At 76.2% G+C, this 13,491-nt stretch carries 15 protein-coding genes; 10 read left to right on the top strand and 5 right to left on the bottom strand.

Annotated features, from left to right (window positions below; all coding sequences use genetic code 11):
* The first annotated feature begins 26 nt into the window (after positions 1–26).
* Genes IE244_RS25320 through IE244_RS25300 form a run of 5 tightly spaced genes read left to right on the top strand, consistent with a single transcriptional unit; the run spans position 27 to position 6,625 of the window.
* The gene (locus tag IE244_RS25320) at positions 27–821 is read left to right on the top strand and encodes a hypothetical protein (protein ID WP_191875871.1); all 795 of its coding nucleotides are present in this window, start codon (positions 27–29) and stop codon (positions 819–821) included.
* Positions 822–824: 3 nt separating this feature from the next.
* Positions 825–1,097, top strand: a complete 273-nt coding sequence (locus IE244_RS25315) for a hypothetical protein (protein WP_191875870.1) — start codon at positions 825–827, stop codon at positions 1,095–1,097.
* Positions 1,094–1,768: a hypothetical protein gene (locus IE244_RS25310; protein WP_191875869.1), complete on the top strand. Its 675-nt coding sequence runs from the start codon at positions 1,094–1,096 to the stop codon at positions 1,766–1,768. Before IE244_RS25315 ends, IE244_RS25310 begins: the two co-directional genes overlap by 4 nt.
* A 37-nt stretch (positions 1,769–1,805) precedes the next feature.
* The gene (locus IE244_RS25305; protein WP_191875868.1) at positions 1,806–3,461 is read left to right on the top strand and encodes a DUF8588 domain-containing protein; all 1,656 of its coding nucleotides are present in this window, start codon (positions 1,806–1,808) and stop codon (positions 3,459–3,461) included.
* Complete coding sequence (locus IE244_RS25300) at positions 3,458–6,625, top strand: WD40 repeat domain-containing protein (RefSeq protein ID WP_191875867.1); 3,168 nt, start codon at positions 3,458–3,460, stop codon at positions 6,623–6,625. Before IE244_RS25305 ends, IE244_RS25300 begins: the two co-directional genes overlap by 4 nt.
* Positions 6,626–6,642: 17 nt before the next feature.
* Here IE244_RS25300 and IE244_RS25295 read toward each other — a convergent pair whose 3' ends face one another.
* The 4 genes from IE244_RS25295 to IE244_RS25280 all read right to left on the bottom strand — a co-directional run bounded on the left by IE244_RS25295 (position 6,643) and on the right by IE244_RS25280 (position 10,105).
* Complete coding sequence (locus IE244_RS25295; protein WP_191875866.1) at positions 6,643–6,852, bottom strand: radical SAM-modified peptide, FtsH ternary system-associated; 210 nt, start codon at positions 6,850–6,852, stop codon at positions 6,643–6,645.
* Positions 6,853–6,856: 4 nt separating this feature from the next.
* Positions 6,857–7,864, bottom strand: coding sequence for an AmmeMemoRadiSam system radical SAM enzyme (gene amrS, locus IE244_RS25290; RefSeq protein WP_191875865.1), 1,008 nt, complete (start codon positions 7,862–7,864; stop codon positions 6,857–6,859).
* 121 nt (positions 7,865–7,985) lie between these two features.
* On the bottom strand, positions 7,986–9,140 hold the full coding sequence (locus tag IE244_RS25285; RefSeq protein ID WP_191875864.1) for a hypothetical protein: 1,155 nt from the start codon (positions 9,138–9,140) through the stop codon (positions 7,986–7,988).
* Positions 9,141–9,280: 140 nt separating this feature from the next.
* Positions 9,281–10,105, bottom strand: a complete 825-nt coding sequence (locus IE244_RS25280; protein WP_191875863.1) for a hypothetical protein — start codon at positions 10,103–10,105, stop codon at positions 9,281–9,283.
* A gap of 173 nt (positions 10,106–10,278) precedes the next feature.
* Between IE244_RS25280 and IE244_RS42185 the strand changes: the two genes are divergently transcribed.
* The 5 genes from IE244_RS42185 to IE244_RS25260 all read left to right on the top strand — a co-directional run bounded on the left by IE244_RS42185 (position 10,279) and on the right by IE244_RS25260 (position 12,648).
* Entirely contained in the window at positions 10,279–10,605 is a 327-nt protein-coding gene (locus IE244_RS42185; protein WP_229854323.1) for a methyltransferase family protein, read from the top strand.
* Between the two features lie 21 nt (positions 10,606–10,626).
* Positions 10,627–10,857 (top strand): hypothetical protein, encoded by a 231-nt coding sequence (locus IE244_RS42180; RefSeq protein ID WP_229854322.1) that lies wholly within the window; start codon positions 10,627–10,629, stop codon positions 10,855–10,857.
* Between the two features lie 315 nt (positions 10,858–11,172).
* Positions 11,173–11,394, top strand: coding sequence for a CbtB domain-containing protein (locus tag IE244_RS25270; protein WP_191875862.1), 222 nt, complete (start codon positions 11,173–11,175; stop codon positions 11,392–11,394).
* Positions 11,395–11,416: 22 nt separating this feature from the next.
* Positions 11,417–12,169, top strand: coding sequence for a CbtA family protein (locus IE244_RS25265; protein ID WP_191875861.1), 753 nt, complete (start codon positions 11,417–11,419; stop codon positions 12,167–12,169).
* Between the two features lie 146 nt (positions 12,170–12,315).
* Positions 12,316–12,648, top strand: coding sequence for a hypothetical protein (locus IE244_RS25260; protein ID WP_191875860.1), 333 nt, complete (start codon positions 12,316–12,318; stop codon positions 12,646–12,648).
* Between the two features lie 174 nt (positions 12,649–12,822).
* Here the strand turns inward: IE244_RS25260 and IE244_RS25255 are convergent, their stop codons facing one another.
* A complete protein-coding gene (locus IE244_RS25255) occupies positions 12,823–13,404 on the bottom strand; it encodes a histidine phosphatase family protein (RefSeq protein ID WP_191875859.1) in 582 nt (193 codons plus the stop codon).
* Positions 13,405–13,491 lie beyond the last annotated feature (87 nt).

Here is a 13,491-nt window from a genome sequence, read left to right as displayed (position 1 = left end):
GGGAACACACGAGGGGGTACCCCAGCATGTGCAATCCCCGACGGGTCCGCGTCCGGGCCTCCAGCCGGCTCACCCGCATGTGGCAGGAAGAGCTGCGCCGCACGGGCCGGGCCAGCGCCGAGGTGGCCGGCGAGGCCACGCTCCGGGAGGAGTTCGGGACCCTGCTCGGCGCCCCGGCCCGCCGGGCGTTCGAGGACGCGCTCGGCGCCGACACCCGCTGGACCTGGCAGGACGGCGCCTACCGGCTCGACATGGACGGCGGCACGGTCGTCTACCACCTCGACACCGGAGAGATCGAGATGACCGCCCGCCTCAGCGACGTCGTGACCGCCGAGGCCGAGGTGACCCGCACCCTGCAGGGCACGGTCGACGTGAACACCACCGCCGAGCACACCGCGCGGTACTACGACGACAGCTGGGCGGGCCTGAGCAAGTCGGTGGCCGAGCGCACCGCCCGCGCCCAGGCCCAGGAACGAGCCGACCGCGACGCCGCGGAGCAGGTAGCCCGCGAGGAGGAGCAGGAGCGGCTCGCCGGGCGGCGCAGGCTGGCCGGCCAGCGCGACGAGATCGACGCCGAGGCCCGGGCGGAGGCCGAACGCCGGGCCGCCGCCGAGGCCGAGCGGCGCCGCGAGGAGCTCGAACGGGACGCCGAGGCCCAGCTGCGGGACGCCCGGACCGGCTTCCTGCGCCCGGTGCACGAGGTGCTGGCCGTGGCCTACCGCGACGCCATCGTGGCCTACGCGCGCGAGCACGGGGTACAGGACATCCAGGTCGACGACACGGACGGCACGCTCAACATCCAGTTCGAGATGGAGGCCTGAGCGATGCGGGTCAGGGTCGAGTTCCGGTACAACTCCGAGACCGGCGAGGTCGAGCTGTTCCAGGTGGACGACATCGGCCGCACCACCCGGATCGAGGATCACGACGCGGCCCACGACGAGATCGCGTACGCGATCGGCCGGGTGCTGGACCGCAGGCCCGGCGTGGCGGAAGAGGTACCCGAGCGGGAACGTGAGCCCCAGCTCCGGCAGCTGCCCGCGCAGACCGATCCGGACGACGGGGAGCAGTACCGCGAACCGAGGCGCGCCCACGAATGACGAGATCGCCCGACCTCCTGGCGGACGCCGCCCGCTGCTACGAGCAGGCGGGCGACTACGCCGAGGCCGCCCGCTGCCACGCCGACGCCGGCCACCCGCTGAAGGCGGCCGAGCTGTGGGAGCAGGCCGGCGACCTGGAGCGCGCCGCCGGCCTCTGGCGGCGCGCCCGCCGGCCGAGCCGCGCCGCGGAATGCCTGCTGTCCGCACGCCGCTTCGAGGCCGCGGCCGAGTGCTTCGAGGAGGGCGGCGACCTGCTGCGCGCCGGCTGGACCCTGGTCACCCTCACCCGGTCCTACGCCACCGCGGAGCACCTGTTCGCCCTCGCGGAACCACGGACCGCGGCCGAACGGCTGCGGCGCCGGCTGGGCCGGCAGCTGGCCGCGGCCCGCGCGTACGGCGAGAGCGAGGCGCTGCTGCGCACCCTGGCGGGGGTGCCGGAGCGCATCGGCTCGCTCGCCCCGGCCCGGGAGCGGGCCGAGGTGGAGGCGTGGGCGGTCACCGCGGCGGACCACATCCGCCGCCCGGACCTCGGCGCCCTGGTGTTCGCCGCCTCCTACCGGGCCGGCGTCACCGGCTGCGCCGACCGCTGGCAGCAGTGGGCCGCCCGCACCCTCGGCGACACCACCGGCGTACCCACCGGACCCGCGCCGCCGGCCCCGGCACAGGCGTAGGCGAGCGGCATCGGCAGATCCATCCATCGGGGGACCCATGAGTACTCTTTGGCGGCGCAAGAAGTTCCCCTTCGTGTTTCCCGCCCAGCCATCCGCCCAGCCCGTGCCGGCGCCGGCCGACCGTTCACGCCCCATCACCGTGATCCCCGTGCCCCCGCACGGCCAGGAGACACCGCCCGCGCCGCCCGGCGAACCCCCGGCCACCGACCCGGGGGAGCGGGGCGAGCCGGCCGGCTGGTCGGCCGTCGTCCGGTTCCCGTCCCCCCGCGCCGCCCTGGGCCATGTCGCGGCGACGGCGGAACTGGGCCCGCCGGGCCTGCGCAGACCACCCTACGACCAGTCCGTGTGGGCGCTGCTCACCCCCGGACACCAGCCGGGCCTGCCGCTGGCGGCCGGGTACGGCGGCGTGGTCTGCGAGGCCGACGCCGACGGCCTGCTGTGGCCCGACCGGCCGGCCGCGGGCGTCCCACGGGCCATCGGCGAGCTGTCCACCGTCGCCGAATGGGACCCGGTGTCCCTCGCCGAACTCGCCGCCCACAGCCCGGTGGCGGGCCCGCCGCCCGGCCTGAAGGAGGTCGCCGTCCTCGCGCCGGGCGCGCTGGGCCGCTGGCTGCTGCGCCGCTGTCTGGCCACGGGCGTCGCGACCACCTTCACACCCGTCGAGCGGCTCGGCCCCGGGGCCCGGGCGGACACGGGCTGGCTGCTGCTGCGGCTGCGGGCCGCGGACGGCTCCGTACCCGTCGGACTGGTCGAGGCGTGCGGCAGGCTGCCGGGAACCGTGGCCTGCCGGGCGGCGGACCCGGACTGCCGGCTCCTGGTCGACGTGCGGCTGCGGCTTCCGCTGGACGACGCCGTACTGCTGGAGGAGGTCCCGCCCGGCGGGCACCTCGTGGTGGAACGCGCCGTGGCCGGACCGCCCTGGCAGTGGCGGCCGCTGGGCGAACCGGCCGCGGGTGAACTCCTCGACGCGCACCCGGTGCCGGCCGCCGCACCGCCCGTCCGCACACCGGTGCCCGTACCCGCCCTCGGGCCGCCGCTGCCGGTCCGCCTGGTGACCAGCGCACGCGCCCCGCACCGGGTCGACGCCGTGCTGGTCGCGGACGGCGAACTCGACGCGCTGCGCCGCTTCCTGCGTACCCGGCCGCTGCACGAGACCGCCGTGGTCGCCTTCGGACCCGGCCGCCACCTGGTGACCGAGCCGCCCGGGCTGTGCCAGGCCCTGCCCTTCGGCATCCCCGTCCACCAGGCCGGTCCGGGCGCCCTGTACCTGGAGAGCGGCTGCGTCCTCAACCCGCCGCTGCCGGACACCGCACGCGACGAGGTCCTCGGCCTCGGCCCGGACGTCATCACCGTGCTGTGCCGCGACGGCGCCTGGCGGCTGCGGCTGGCCGACGTACGGCCCGCCTGGCAGCTGTGGATGCCCGCACCGCCCGCCTTCGCCACCGGACTGTCCGAGTCCGCTCGGGACCTGCTGGACCGGCTGGCCCAGGTGATGCCCGAACCGGAGCCCGCCGCACCGGCCGCGGCGCGCACCCCGGAGGCGGAACGGCGGCGGCTGAACCAGGTCGCCATGGAGCACTCCCTGCGCGGCGAGTACCGCAAGGCCGCCGAACTCCTGGAGCAGGCGGGCCACTTCCAGCGCGCCGCCCAGATGTACGAGCGGGCCGCGGCCGAGCTGGGCGAGGGCCTGTGAGCACTCCGCCGGCCGGCGCCTGGAGCGCCCAGCAGATCCTCACCGTGCCGGCCGCCGACGCCCGCGGCCTGTGCCTGTCGCCGGACGGCACCGGACTGGTCGTGCTGCACGGCGGCGAGGTGCTGCGCTACGACGACGAGGGCCGTGTCGTGTGGCGGCTGGCCCGGCCCGGCGCCCCGCCCGGGCCGGATCCGCACCCCGGTACCGACGCGGCGGTGTGGACCCCCGACGGCGACCGGCTGTTCCTGCTCGGCGCGGGCCGGTTGATCCTCCTGGACGCCGACACCGGGGAGCCCGTGGAACTGCCCGCGCAGCTCCACACCGAGGGTGAGATCACCGCCCTGGCCCTGTCGCCCGACGCCCGGCTGCTCGCGGCGGGGCTGCGGACCGGCGACGTCCTGCTGCTGTACCGCGCCGAGGGCACCGTGACCCGGCTGCGCGGGGTCGACCCGGTGGTGGAGGTGTGCTGGATCCCGGGCCGGCAGGACACCCTGTGCGTGGCCACGGCCACGTCCGCGCAGCTGTGGGAACCGCACGGCGGCACCATGACCGGCACGCTCGGCGGGCTCTTCGAGGGCCTGCGCCGCGTGGCGTGCTCCCCGGAGGGGCGGGCCATCGCCGTCGAGGACTACGCGGGCCTGCGGCTCCTGGACCCGGGCTCCGGGCGGGAACTGCGCCGCGAGTTCGTGCCGTACCGCATGAACGCGCTGACGTTCAGCCATGACGGCTCCCTGCTGATCGCCGGCTCCGAGCTGGACGGGCTGCGCATCCTCGGCCCCCGCCTCGACGTCCTCGGACGACTGCCCGGCCGGGTCACCGGCCCCGGCGACCTGAGCCTGTCGGCGAGCGGGCTGGTCGCCGCCCGGCTCGACGCGGACACGATCGCGGTGTGGGAGCCGTCCGGCGCGGTACCGCGCCCGCACCGGCGCCGGGACCCGGCCGCGCTGCGCCGCTGGGCCAACGCCATGGGCGTCACCGTCGGCAAGGTCCACACCCGCACCGGGGAACGGCCCCCGGGGGTGCTGCGCGCCCTGCGCCTGCCCGAGGCCGGGCTGGGCTGTGTCGCACCGGCCCTCGTGTGGTCGCCCGACGGTGCCGGGCACTGGTGCGAGTCCGGGCCGGGCCGCATCCTCGACTACCCCGCCGACGCGGCACACCCGCGCGGCGAGGCGGCCGTGCGGAGCTTCCCGCATGGCTGGTACGACGCCGCCTGCCTGGCCGGGGACAGCCCGGTCCTGGTGCTCGCGTCCCACTACGAACAGGGCGTCAACCGGCTGGTGGACCCGCGCGACGGCCGGGTGCTCGCCGAACGCATGGCGGGGCAGGCGGTCACCGCCCATCCGGTACGCCCGCTGCGCTGGGCGGCGCCCGAGCCGGGCGCCGCCCCCCGGCAGGTGCTGGTGCACGACCTGGCCCAGGACAGCGGCGGACCGCAGCGGCTGCCCGTGGAGGACGGGGTGCGCCGGCCCGCCTGGTCCCCGGACGGCAGACTGCTCGCGGCCGGCACCCGTGGCCGGGTGATCGTCTGGGGCACCGGTCCCACCGGCCGTTGCCGCCGGGTGCGGGTGCTGGACTGGCCCGACCCGCAGGCCATGGTGTGCCGGGTGGCCTGGTCCCCGGACGGCAGCCGGCTGGCCGCCACACCGGGCAGCGCCGGCGGCCCGGTCGTGGTCTGGGACACCGGCGCCTGGCAGCGGCGGCAGACGTTCGGCGAGGCCGGCGGCCGGGACTGGGCGCCCGCGCTGTCCTGGTGCGCCGACTCCCGGCTGCTGGCGTTCGCGTCCGCCGACCAGGACTCCGTGGCGGAGGTCTGGGACGCGCAGGAGGCGCGCCGGATCCGGGTGCTGGTGCCGCCGGACGGCGTCGGCGGGCATCTGTGGACCTTGCGCTGGTCACCGGTCGGCGACCAGCTCGCGGCCACCTACAACTCGGGTGCCGCGGTCCTGTGGGAGCTGTTCACCGGCGGCCCGCGCACGGCCGCCGCACCGGTCGCGCCCAACGGCCAGGAGGAACTCGTACGGCTCGCCGTGCTCGCCGCCGTCCACGGGTTCGGGGTGCCGCTGGACCTGCTGGCGGACGTACTGGCCTTGCTGCGCGGCACCACCCCGCCCCGGCTGCGGATCCTGGCAGACCACCGTGGCCTGCACGCGCTGCGCGAACTGGGCTGGCCCGGTCCCGCCCTGGCGGGGCTGGCGCTGCTGCTGGTCGCGGACCTGCCCGCCGACCCGGCGTACCTGGCCCCGCCCGAGGTCACCCCCGCCGATCTGGCCCAGGCCCTGGGCCGGGCGCTGACCGGTTCCTCCATCCCCGCCCGCGGATCCGCGCCCATCCTCACCGAACTGACCGCGGCGCTGGGCACCGTGGACGACCGGCTGGTCGCGCTGCTGCGCATCCTCGGCCCCGAGGCGGTGGCCGCCGACCCCACCCTGCCGGCCCGGATGCGCCGGCTGCCGCTCTCCCTCACCCCGCCCGGACCCGCGCAGCGCGCCCTGCTGGGCCTGAGGCTGCTGGACGGTGACACCGGCCTCGCCATGGGCGGCGCGGGCGGCACCGGCCGCTCCGGGCTCGCCCGGCACGGCCCCGCCAACCGGCTGCTGCCCACCCAACTGGCCCTGCCCACCGAGCTGCTCAGGGCCCGGCACGCCCGCGACGAGCTGCTGTACCGCACCAGCAGCGGCCGGCTGCCGCGCGATCCGCACGGCCTGGTGCTGGTGCTGGACGACACACCCGCCACCCACGGCAAGGTCGGCTCCGTGCTGCGGCTCGCGGCCCATCTGATGGCCGCCACCGTGCTCAGGCTGGGGCGGCCCTGCGCGCTGGTGCCGCTCGCCGAGCCCTGGCGGTCGCGGTACCTGCAGGGCCCGGAGGACCTGGTCCATGTGTGGGCCGCCGGTCCGCTGACGGCCGGAGACGCGCCGACGGCGTTCCGGGAGGCCGAGGTGGTGGCCGCCCGGCTCACCGCCGACCTGTCCGGACCGCCCCGGGTGGTGCTGCTGTCCCATCCCTACCTGCGGCCCGCACCGCGACCGGGACTGCGTGAACTGCGCGTGCACTACCCGCACATCCCCTGGCGCGAGCCCGCCCGGCACCGCCAGGTACTGCCGCCGGAACCGTCCCCGGAGGAACTGCGGGCGGCACTGACGGCGCTCCTGTCGGACGAGTGAGACTTCGGGGCGCGCGGTCAGCCGCAGAGCATCTGCTCGATCGCGTCCGGCCCCAGTGTCTGCAGCAACTGCTCCAGCACCTCGGGCCGGAAGGCGTCACCGAGCACCTGGACGCCCCCGCCGTCGACCCGGATGCTGATCCGCACCAGGCGGCCTTCGGGATGCTGCTCGTACTCCTCGGGCTGGATCAGGTCGGGGATGTGCTCGACCATCCGGTACTCGGTCATGGCGTCACCATCGTCCTTCCACTTCGGCGCCGCACCGCGGGCACCTGCCGTCCTTGAGAAGGTTCTCGCCCAGGGCCCACACGTCCCGCGCCACCACGGTGCCACCGCACCTCGCGCACCGGGTGGCCCGCCCGTCGGCGCCCAGGGCCCGCTCGACGTACACGTGCCGCAGCCCCTCCTCCTGCCCGATGCGCACCCCGGCCTCCAGGTCGGCCACCGGCGTGGGCGCGTGACCGGTGCGGCGGTGGGCGGGCGTGGCCCGGACCAGGTGCCAGGGGATCGCGGGGTCCAGCGCGGCCAGCGCACGGGCGATCGGGCGCAGCGTGCCGGGCCCGGCGGTGAGCCCGGGGATCAGCGGGGTCGACACCTCCAGCCAGACGCCGCGTTCCCGCAGCCCGGTGAGTGCGTCGAGCACGGGCCCCGGCCGGGCGCCGGTGAGTTCACGGTGGTCGCGTTCGTCGAGCGTCTTCACATCGACGTTGACGGCGGCCACATGGCGCGCCGCGAGCTCGACGGCCTCGGCGGTCAGGAAGCCGTTGCTCTTCCAGACCACCTCCACCCCGAGCGGACGGCCCGCTTCGGCCAGTGCGGCGGTGAGTTCGATGGCCAGCGAGGGTTCGGTGTAGGAGATCGCGACACAGCCCGAGCGTCCCGCCGCCTCCCCGGTCACCTCCGCCGGGTCCACCGGCTCGGCGTCCCAGCGCACGGAGTCCACACGGCCGTACTGCGACATGCGGTGGTTGATGCAGTAGTCGCAGGCGAAGGTGCAACCGGGTGCGGCCAGGGTCAGACAGGGAGTGCCCGGCCGGTAGTGGTACAGCGGCTTGCGCTCGACGGCGTCCCAGTGCCGCACCGACGACGCGAAGGTCGCGGTCTCCAGCCGGTCCCCGGACCGACGGCGCACCCCGCACAGACCCGTCTCGCCGTCCTGCAGCGCACAGCGGAAGGGGCACAGCATGCACTGCACCCGACCGCGCTGCGGCCGGTGAAGGACCGCCGGTGTCCACTGCATGCCCATGTACCGTCCCCCGTCCGGTCGGTGTGTGCGCTGTGGCCAGCGTAGCCCCGCCCCGCTCAACTCATCCGTGAACCAGCGCACTTGGGTCATCGGTCCGGCAGGTCGCGGCAGGCGCTCACCCCACCACCGCTTCCCCGGGATCCGCCGTCGCGTCGAGCGCGGCCAGCAGCGCACCGCCCGCCTCCGCGCGCGAGTGACGGCGCTCGGCTGCCGACGGATCCGCGGCCGGCGCGGCCCGTGTGCCGGCGGACCGCAGGCGCAGCACCTCGGTCACGGCCCGCTCGCCGACGCCCTGCCGGTCGTACGCGGCGGGATCCCGCTGGAAGGCGAGGGCGGCGGCGGCCAGCACACCGGCCGTCGAGGAGCAGCGGGACGGGCCGCCCGCCAGCATCCGGCGTGCCCCCTCGGGTACGTCCGCACCACCGGGCGGCCGTGCGGGCGCGAGCAGTTCGGTGAGCGCCAGCCCGCCCAGCCCGGACCAGCCGCCCGTCGTCAGCGCCCCGGCCACGGCACGGGCCTCGGCGCCGTCGCCGGTGTCGTCCGGCGCGCCCGGGTGCGCGGCCGGCCGGGCGGCGGCGGCCGCCAGCCGCAGCCGGGCGCCGGGCGGCGGATGCGCGCCGTCGAAGTCCCGCTCGTCCACGTCGTCCCCGGCGTCGAGCAGTTCGGCCAGGACGGCGGCGTAGGCGGGCCCGCACAGCACGGCGGCGCACACGTCGGCGAACGCCTCGCCCGACCACCGCTCCCAGTGGGCGGCACGCTCCGGGGACAGGCCGGCCGTCGCTACCCGCCGCCGGATCTCGTCCCCCAGACCGCAGTCGTCGTCGATGTGGTGCGCGGCCTCGTGCGCCACCGTGAGCAGGCCGGGCAGGTGCGAGCGGAAGGACCAGGGCACGTCGATGACCGGGAACGGCAGCCGCGTGGCGGCCTCGCGGCCCTTGGCGGTGTGGATGCCGCCGCGGGGCAGCAGATCGTGGTAGGCGCTGCCCCGGCGGTGGGCGCGCGGCGCGGCCGCCCGGCTGAAGCCGACCAGCGGGGGCTCCTTGGGGCGGGCACCGGCGAGCCCCAGGACCGGGCCGTAGCACTCCCAGGCCAGCTCGTCGGCGACGTCGAGGAAGCGGCGGTAGTCGCGGACGCGGCGCAGCAGGAACCGGGTGCGGTAGAAGTCCCACACATGGTGCAGGTCCAGGACCCGGCCGGGCACGTCCCCGGCGCGTCCGTCCCCGAGCCGGGCCCGTACGTCGGCCAGCCCCACGCCGAGCAACGCGGCCACCGCCTCCAGTTGGCTGTGGTGCTTCTCCAGCGGGCCGCCGGCGCGGCTCGTGGCCTGCCACTGGCGCAGTTCCTCCTCCAGCCCGGCGACGGCGTGCAGCCGCGCGGCGGCGCGCCGGACGGACAGCGGCGCCGCGCCGGTCAGGACGGGTCCCGGGCCGGTTCGGGTGCCACGAGGAGCTGCTGCGGTGCTTCGAGCACGGCCGCCGGGTCGTCGGCGGCCTGCTCCAGCAGCAGGGGCGGTACCGGCTCGGCGTCGAGGCCGCGCCCCGGCTGCACGGGCCCGTACTCCTCGCGCACCCCGCCCAGCCAGGTGCCGCGCAGCCGTACGACCCGGAAGAGCGGGGTGAGCGCCTCGCCGATCCACTGGAAGCCCAGGTGCCGGCTGCCGGCCAGCTGTGCCGAGCCCGCCAGGTCGAGCAGCTGCACCGGACCGCTGCCCACGGACGTGGCCAGGCGCAGCTCGGCGGCGGCGCCCGCTCCGGCGGCCACCAGCACGACGGCCGCGTCCGCCCGGACCACCTCGGTCACGGCGAGCAGCCCGGTGTCCCACCGGCCCGCCCAGTAACGCCGGACGAGCGCGCCGGCCAGGGCCCGGCTGTCGGCCATCCCGCTCCCGGTCAGGCCCCGGTACGCCACCAGCGCGGCCCGCTGCCGGGCGAACCGCAGCAGCACTCCGGCGTCCGCGTCGGCGAGGGCCGCGAAGAGGGGGTCCGTGGCACCGGACGCCTTGAAGCGGACGTCGATCCCGCCCCCCGCGTCGTACAGGAAGGCGCCGCGGGCCTCGGGCGGCGTCTCCTCGAAGCCGATCCTGTGGTCGGCCAGTGTCCCGGCCGCGCGGACGGACCCCCGTGAGTCGTGCAGGACGTCCCCCACGGCGACCTTCTGCAGCAGGGGCCAGGCCAGCCACCAGTCTCCCCACGCCTCACGCATGGCGTCCCGGTACACGGCGAACGCATGGACCACGGCGTTCAGCTCCTCCCCTGTCCCGCCCGAGCACCTGGGCGCAGGCTAGCAGCGCCCCACCCGGGACACGCCCGAACTTCCCCGGCCCGTGCGGAACTTGGCCCCAGTGCCCGGCTCCGCGGCCACGGGGACCGGCTTCTCCATCCGTGGGTGGAGACCGGTGGAGGCCGGTGGTGCCCTCTCCATCGACCCGCGACCGGGTGCGCGGGCTGCGCCGCACCCTGCCGCGCCGGATGCTGTTGATCGCGGGCGTCTGTGTGTTCTACGTCCTGGTCGCGCGCTCCGAGGGTTTCTGGCGGCACCTGCGGTACTGGAGGCCCGAGCGGCCCGGGCCGGCGCTGCCGGGCGTCCTGCTCTCCGTCGCCTCGACCACCCTGCTGCTGTGGGCCCGCCGGGTGCTGGGCACCATGTGGGCCGGTGTGCCGACGGTCCGGGAACACCACGAGCTGCGCACGGAGGGGCCCTACCGCCTGGTCCGCCACCCCATCTACACCGGGTAGCTCGGCCTGGTCACCGGCTCCATGCCGGCCTGCGGCTTCGGCGTCCGGGTGGCGTACCTAGCGGTCGCCCTTCCCTGGCTGCTGCGCCGGGTCCGCGTCGAGGACGGCCTGATGGCCCGTCGGTTCGGTGCCGCCTACGACGCCTACCGCGCCGAAGTCCCGGCCCTGATCCCCCGCATACGGCCCGCGTCCCACCGGGCCGGCAGCGGGCGCGGCGGCACAGCGTCCACCGGGGGCGCGGGAGCGCGCTGACGCCGGCGAGGCCGCGGTGCGGCGGCCCTGAGCCGGCCTCCGTGCCACCGGCTCGTCTCCCTGCCACCACCCGCCCATGCCGAACCGCCTGGTGGAGAGGAAGATCACGCCGGGCGGAGGCGGTCTTGGCGGGGTGCGCGGCACGCGGTACGGTCTGTCCGATATCGACGACGGCGAGACGGAAGCCGGTGGGAATCCGGAACGGTCGCGCCACTGTGTGCGAGTCGCCGCCCGAGGCGTCTCGTGAGTCAGACCCGTGGCCGTCGTCCTGTGCACCACCGAGATGGGACGCGAACTCCCAGAGGAGGTCCTGCCATGGCGCAGACCGTCGCCCAGCCGACAGCCACCACCCCCGTCGTTCCCGCCAAGCTGCCCCTGAAGGCGATTGCTCCCTGGGCGGTCTTCTTCGGCATCCTCATGCTGGTCCTGCTGTACTTCGTCGGTGCCGAGCAGGGCGCCACCTCCGTGTTCAACGGCACGGACGTCCACGAGTGGGTGCACGACGCGCGCCACCTGCTCGGTTTCCCCTGCCACTGAGGCGAGGGGACACCGCACGCCCATGAACTCCGCAACCGTACGGAACCTCCTCGTACGGGGCATGCTCGCCGGCCTCGCGGCCGGCGTGCTCGCCCTCGTCGTGGCGTACTTCCTCGGTGAGCCGGCCGTCGACAAGGCGATCGGCTTCGAGGAGGCCCACTCCCACGAGCACGAGATGGAGGTCGTCTCCCGTTCCCTGCAGTCCACCGCCGGGCTCGCCACCGGCGTCCTCGTCTACGGGGTCGCCTTCGGCGGCATCGCCGCGCTCGCCTTCTGCTTCGCCCTCGGCCGCGTGGGCCGCTTCAGCCCGCGCGCCACGGCACTGCTGCTGTCGGGCTGCGCCCTGGTCGCGGTGTACGTCGTGCCGTTCCTGAAGTACCCGGCGAACCCGCCGTCGGTCGGCAGCCCCGACACCATCGGCAAGCGGACCACCCTGTACTTCCTGATGATGCTGCTCAGCGTCCTGCTGGCGGTCGCCGCCACCCTGCTGGGCAAGCGCCTGGCCCCCCGCCTGGGCACCTGGTGGGCGACGGTCGGCGCGGTGGCGGCGTTCGTCGTCGTGGTCGCCCTGGCCTACCGGTTCCTGCCGGTCGTCAACGAGGTGCCCAAGGACTTCCCGGCCACCCTGCTGTGGCGGTTCCGGCTCTCCGCGCTGGCGGTCCAGAGCGTCCTGTGGGGCGGATTCGGTCTCGTCTTCGGCGAGTTGGCCGAGCGTCTGCTGAACCCGAAGCCGGCGGAGGCCGCGAGCGGGCGAGCGGTTCCGGCCGCGCACTGACTCCTTCCGGACAACAGAGGGCCCTTCGGAACCATCCGGGGGCCCTCTGGCGTTTTCGGGACACCGACGGGCACGGGAGCACCGGCAGGGCCCGGGAGCCCGGCCGGCCGGACGCGGTACACCCGGGCGAGGAGCGGAGGAACCGAGTGGCCAGACCCCCACAGCCCCGCCGTATCACTCTCGGTGGCCGCGAGGCGGTCGCCCTCACCCTGCGGGAGTACGAGCAACTGGTGGCCAGCCGACGGCAGATCGGCGGCCAGAGCGCCCGCGTGCGTGTGCTCGCCCAGCAGGCCAGGCGCACCGAACGGCTCCTGCACGACCTGGAGACGCTGATAGCGGCCTCGCGGGACGACTGCCCGGGACGGCCCCACCAGGCGTCTGCGGCATGCCCCGACGGCGCCCAGGGCGGCGCCGACGCCCCCTGCCTGCGCTGCGCGATAGCGGCGCTGCTGCGCCGTCACCGGGACCCGGCGGCCTGAACCCCCGGTCGGCCGTCGGGCCGAGCGCTGCCGCGCGGGTCGCGCAGACCGGGACGGCCGCCGGGGCGAGCTCCAGGACCAGGCGGCGGTGCCTTCGGGGGCCGGCGAGCGACGACCACGCGGCAGATGCGCGGCCGGGCCCCCGCGACGCCGGCCAGATCCGAGGGAGAGGCCCTAGCCGGCGTCCGGCGCGGTGAGCGGACGACCCAGCCGCACGTTCCAGCGCCCGGACCGGCCACTGAGTTCGGTCACGGTCAGCGGCGGCACGTCGAGGCGCCAGAAGACCGAAGCCGGCAGGTCCAGCGCGTCGACGACCGCCGCCCGCACCACCTCCGGCTCGACCACGGCGACCGTACGGCCCTGCACGGCCTGCGCGTCGGCCAGCCAGCGCGCGATCCTCCCGCACAGGTCCCGCACGGACTCACCTCCATGCGGTGCGCACGTCGGGTCGGTGAGCCAGCGGCCCACCGCCTCCGGCTCCGCGGCCCCCACCTCCTCCAGGGTGCGGCCCCGCCAGCGGCCCGCGTCAAGACCCGCCAGCTCCCGCGTCGGCCCACCCTCCAGACCCAGTGCCCGCGCCGTCTCCCGGCAGCGCGCGCTGGGGGAGGTGACCACCCGGACCGCGGAGGGCAGCGCCCCGGCCGCCGCCCGGGCCCGCGCCGCGCCGCCCTCGTCGAGAGACTCCCCGTCGTCGAAGCGGGCCTGTCGTGAGGACGCGGTCATCGCGGGAGAGACGAGAAGAACCCGACTGGTCACGCGGTCGCTCCGGCTGCTGGGGTCAGGGGGCTCGGTCAGGGGCCCGCTGGGCAAGGGTGGTGCAGCAGTCTACCCACGTCCGCGACG

Source organism: Streptomyces filipinensis (genome assembly GCF_014649495.1).
Taxonomy (GTDB): domain Bacteria; phylum Actinomycetota; class Actinomycetes; order Streptomycetales; family Streptomycetaceae; genus Streptomyces; species Streptomyces filipinensis.
Note: the sequence above shows the minus strand (reverse complement) of the source record. Positions and strands in the feature narration are given on the sequence as shown.

Excerpts from the sequence above, each read along its gene's own strand:
- IE244_RS25265 (WP_191875861.1), top strand. The coding sequence starts at position 11,417 with ATGAACTCCGCAACCGTACGGAACCTCCTCGTACGGGGCATGCTCGCC.
- IE244_RS25310 (WP_191875869.1), top strand. The coding sequence starts at position 1,094 with ATGACGAGATCGCCCGACCTCCTGGCGGACGCCGCCCGCTGCTACGAG.
- IE244_RS25315 (WP_191875870.1), top strand. The coding sequence starts at position 825 with ATGCGGGTCAGGGTCGAGTTCCGGTACAACTCCGAGACCGGCGAGGTC.
- IE244_RS42180 (WP_229854322.1), top strand. The coding sequence starts at position 10,627 with ATGCCGGCCTGCGGCTTCGGCGTCCGGGTGGCGTACCTAGCGGTCGCC.
- amrS (WP_191875865.1), bottom strand. The coding sequence starts at position 7,864 with ATGCAGTGGACACCGGCGGTCCTTCACCGGCCGCAGCGCGGTCGGGTG.
- IE244_RS25270 (WP_191875862.1), top strand. The coding sequence starts at position 11,173 with ATGGCGCAGACCGTCGCCCAGCCGACAGCCACCACCCCCGTCGTTCCC.
- IE244_RS25295 (WP_191875866.1), bottom strand. The coding sequence starts at position 6,852 with ATGACCGAGTACCGGATGGTCGAGCACATCCCCGACCTGATCCAGCCC.
- IE244_RS25305 (WP_191875868.1), top strand. The coding sequence starts at position 1,806 with ATGAGTACTCTTTGGCGGCGCAAGAAGTTCCCCTTCGTGTTTCCCGCC.
- IE244_RS25320 (WP_191875871.1), top strand. The coding sequence starts at position 27 with ATGTGCAATCCCCGACGGGTCCGCGTCCGGGCCTCCAGCCGGCTCACC.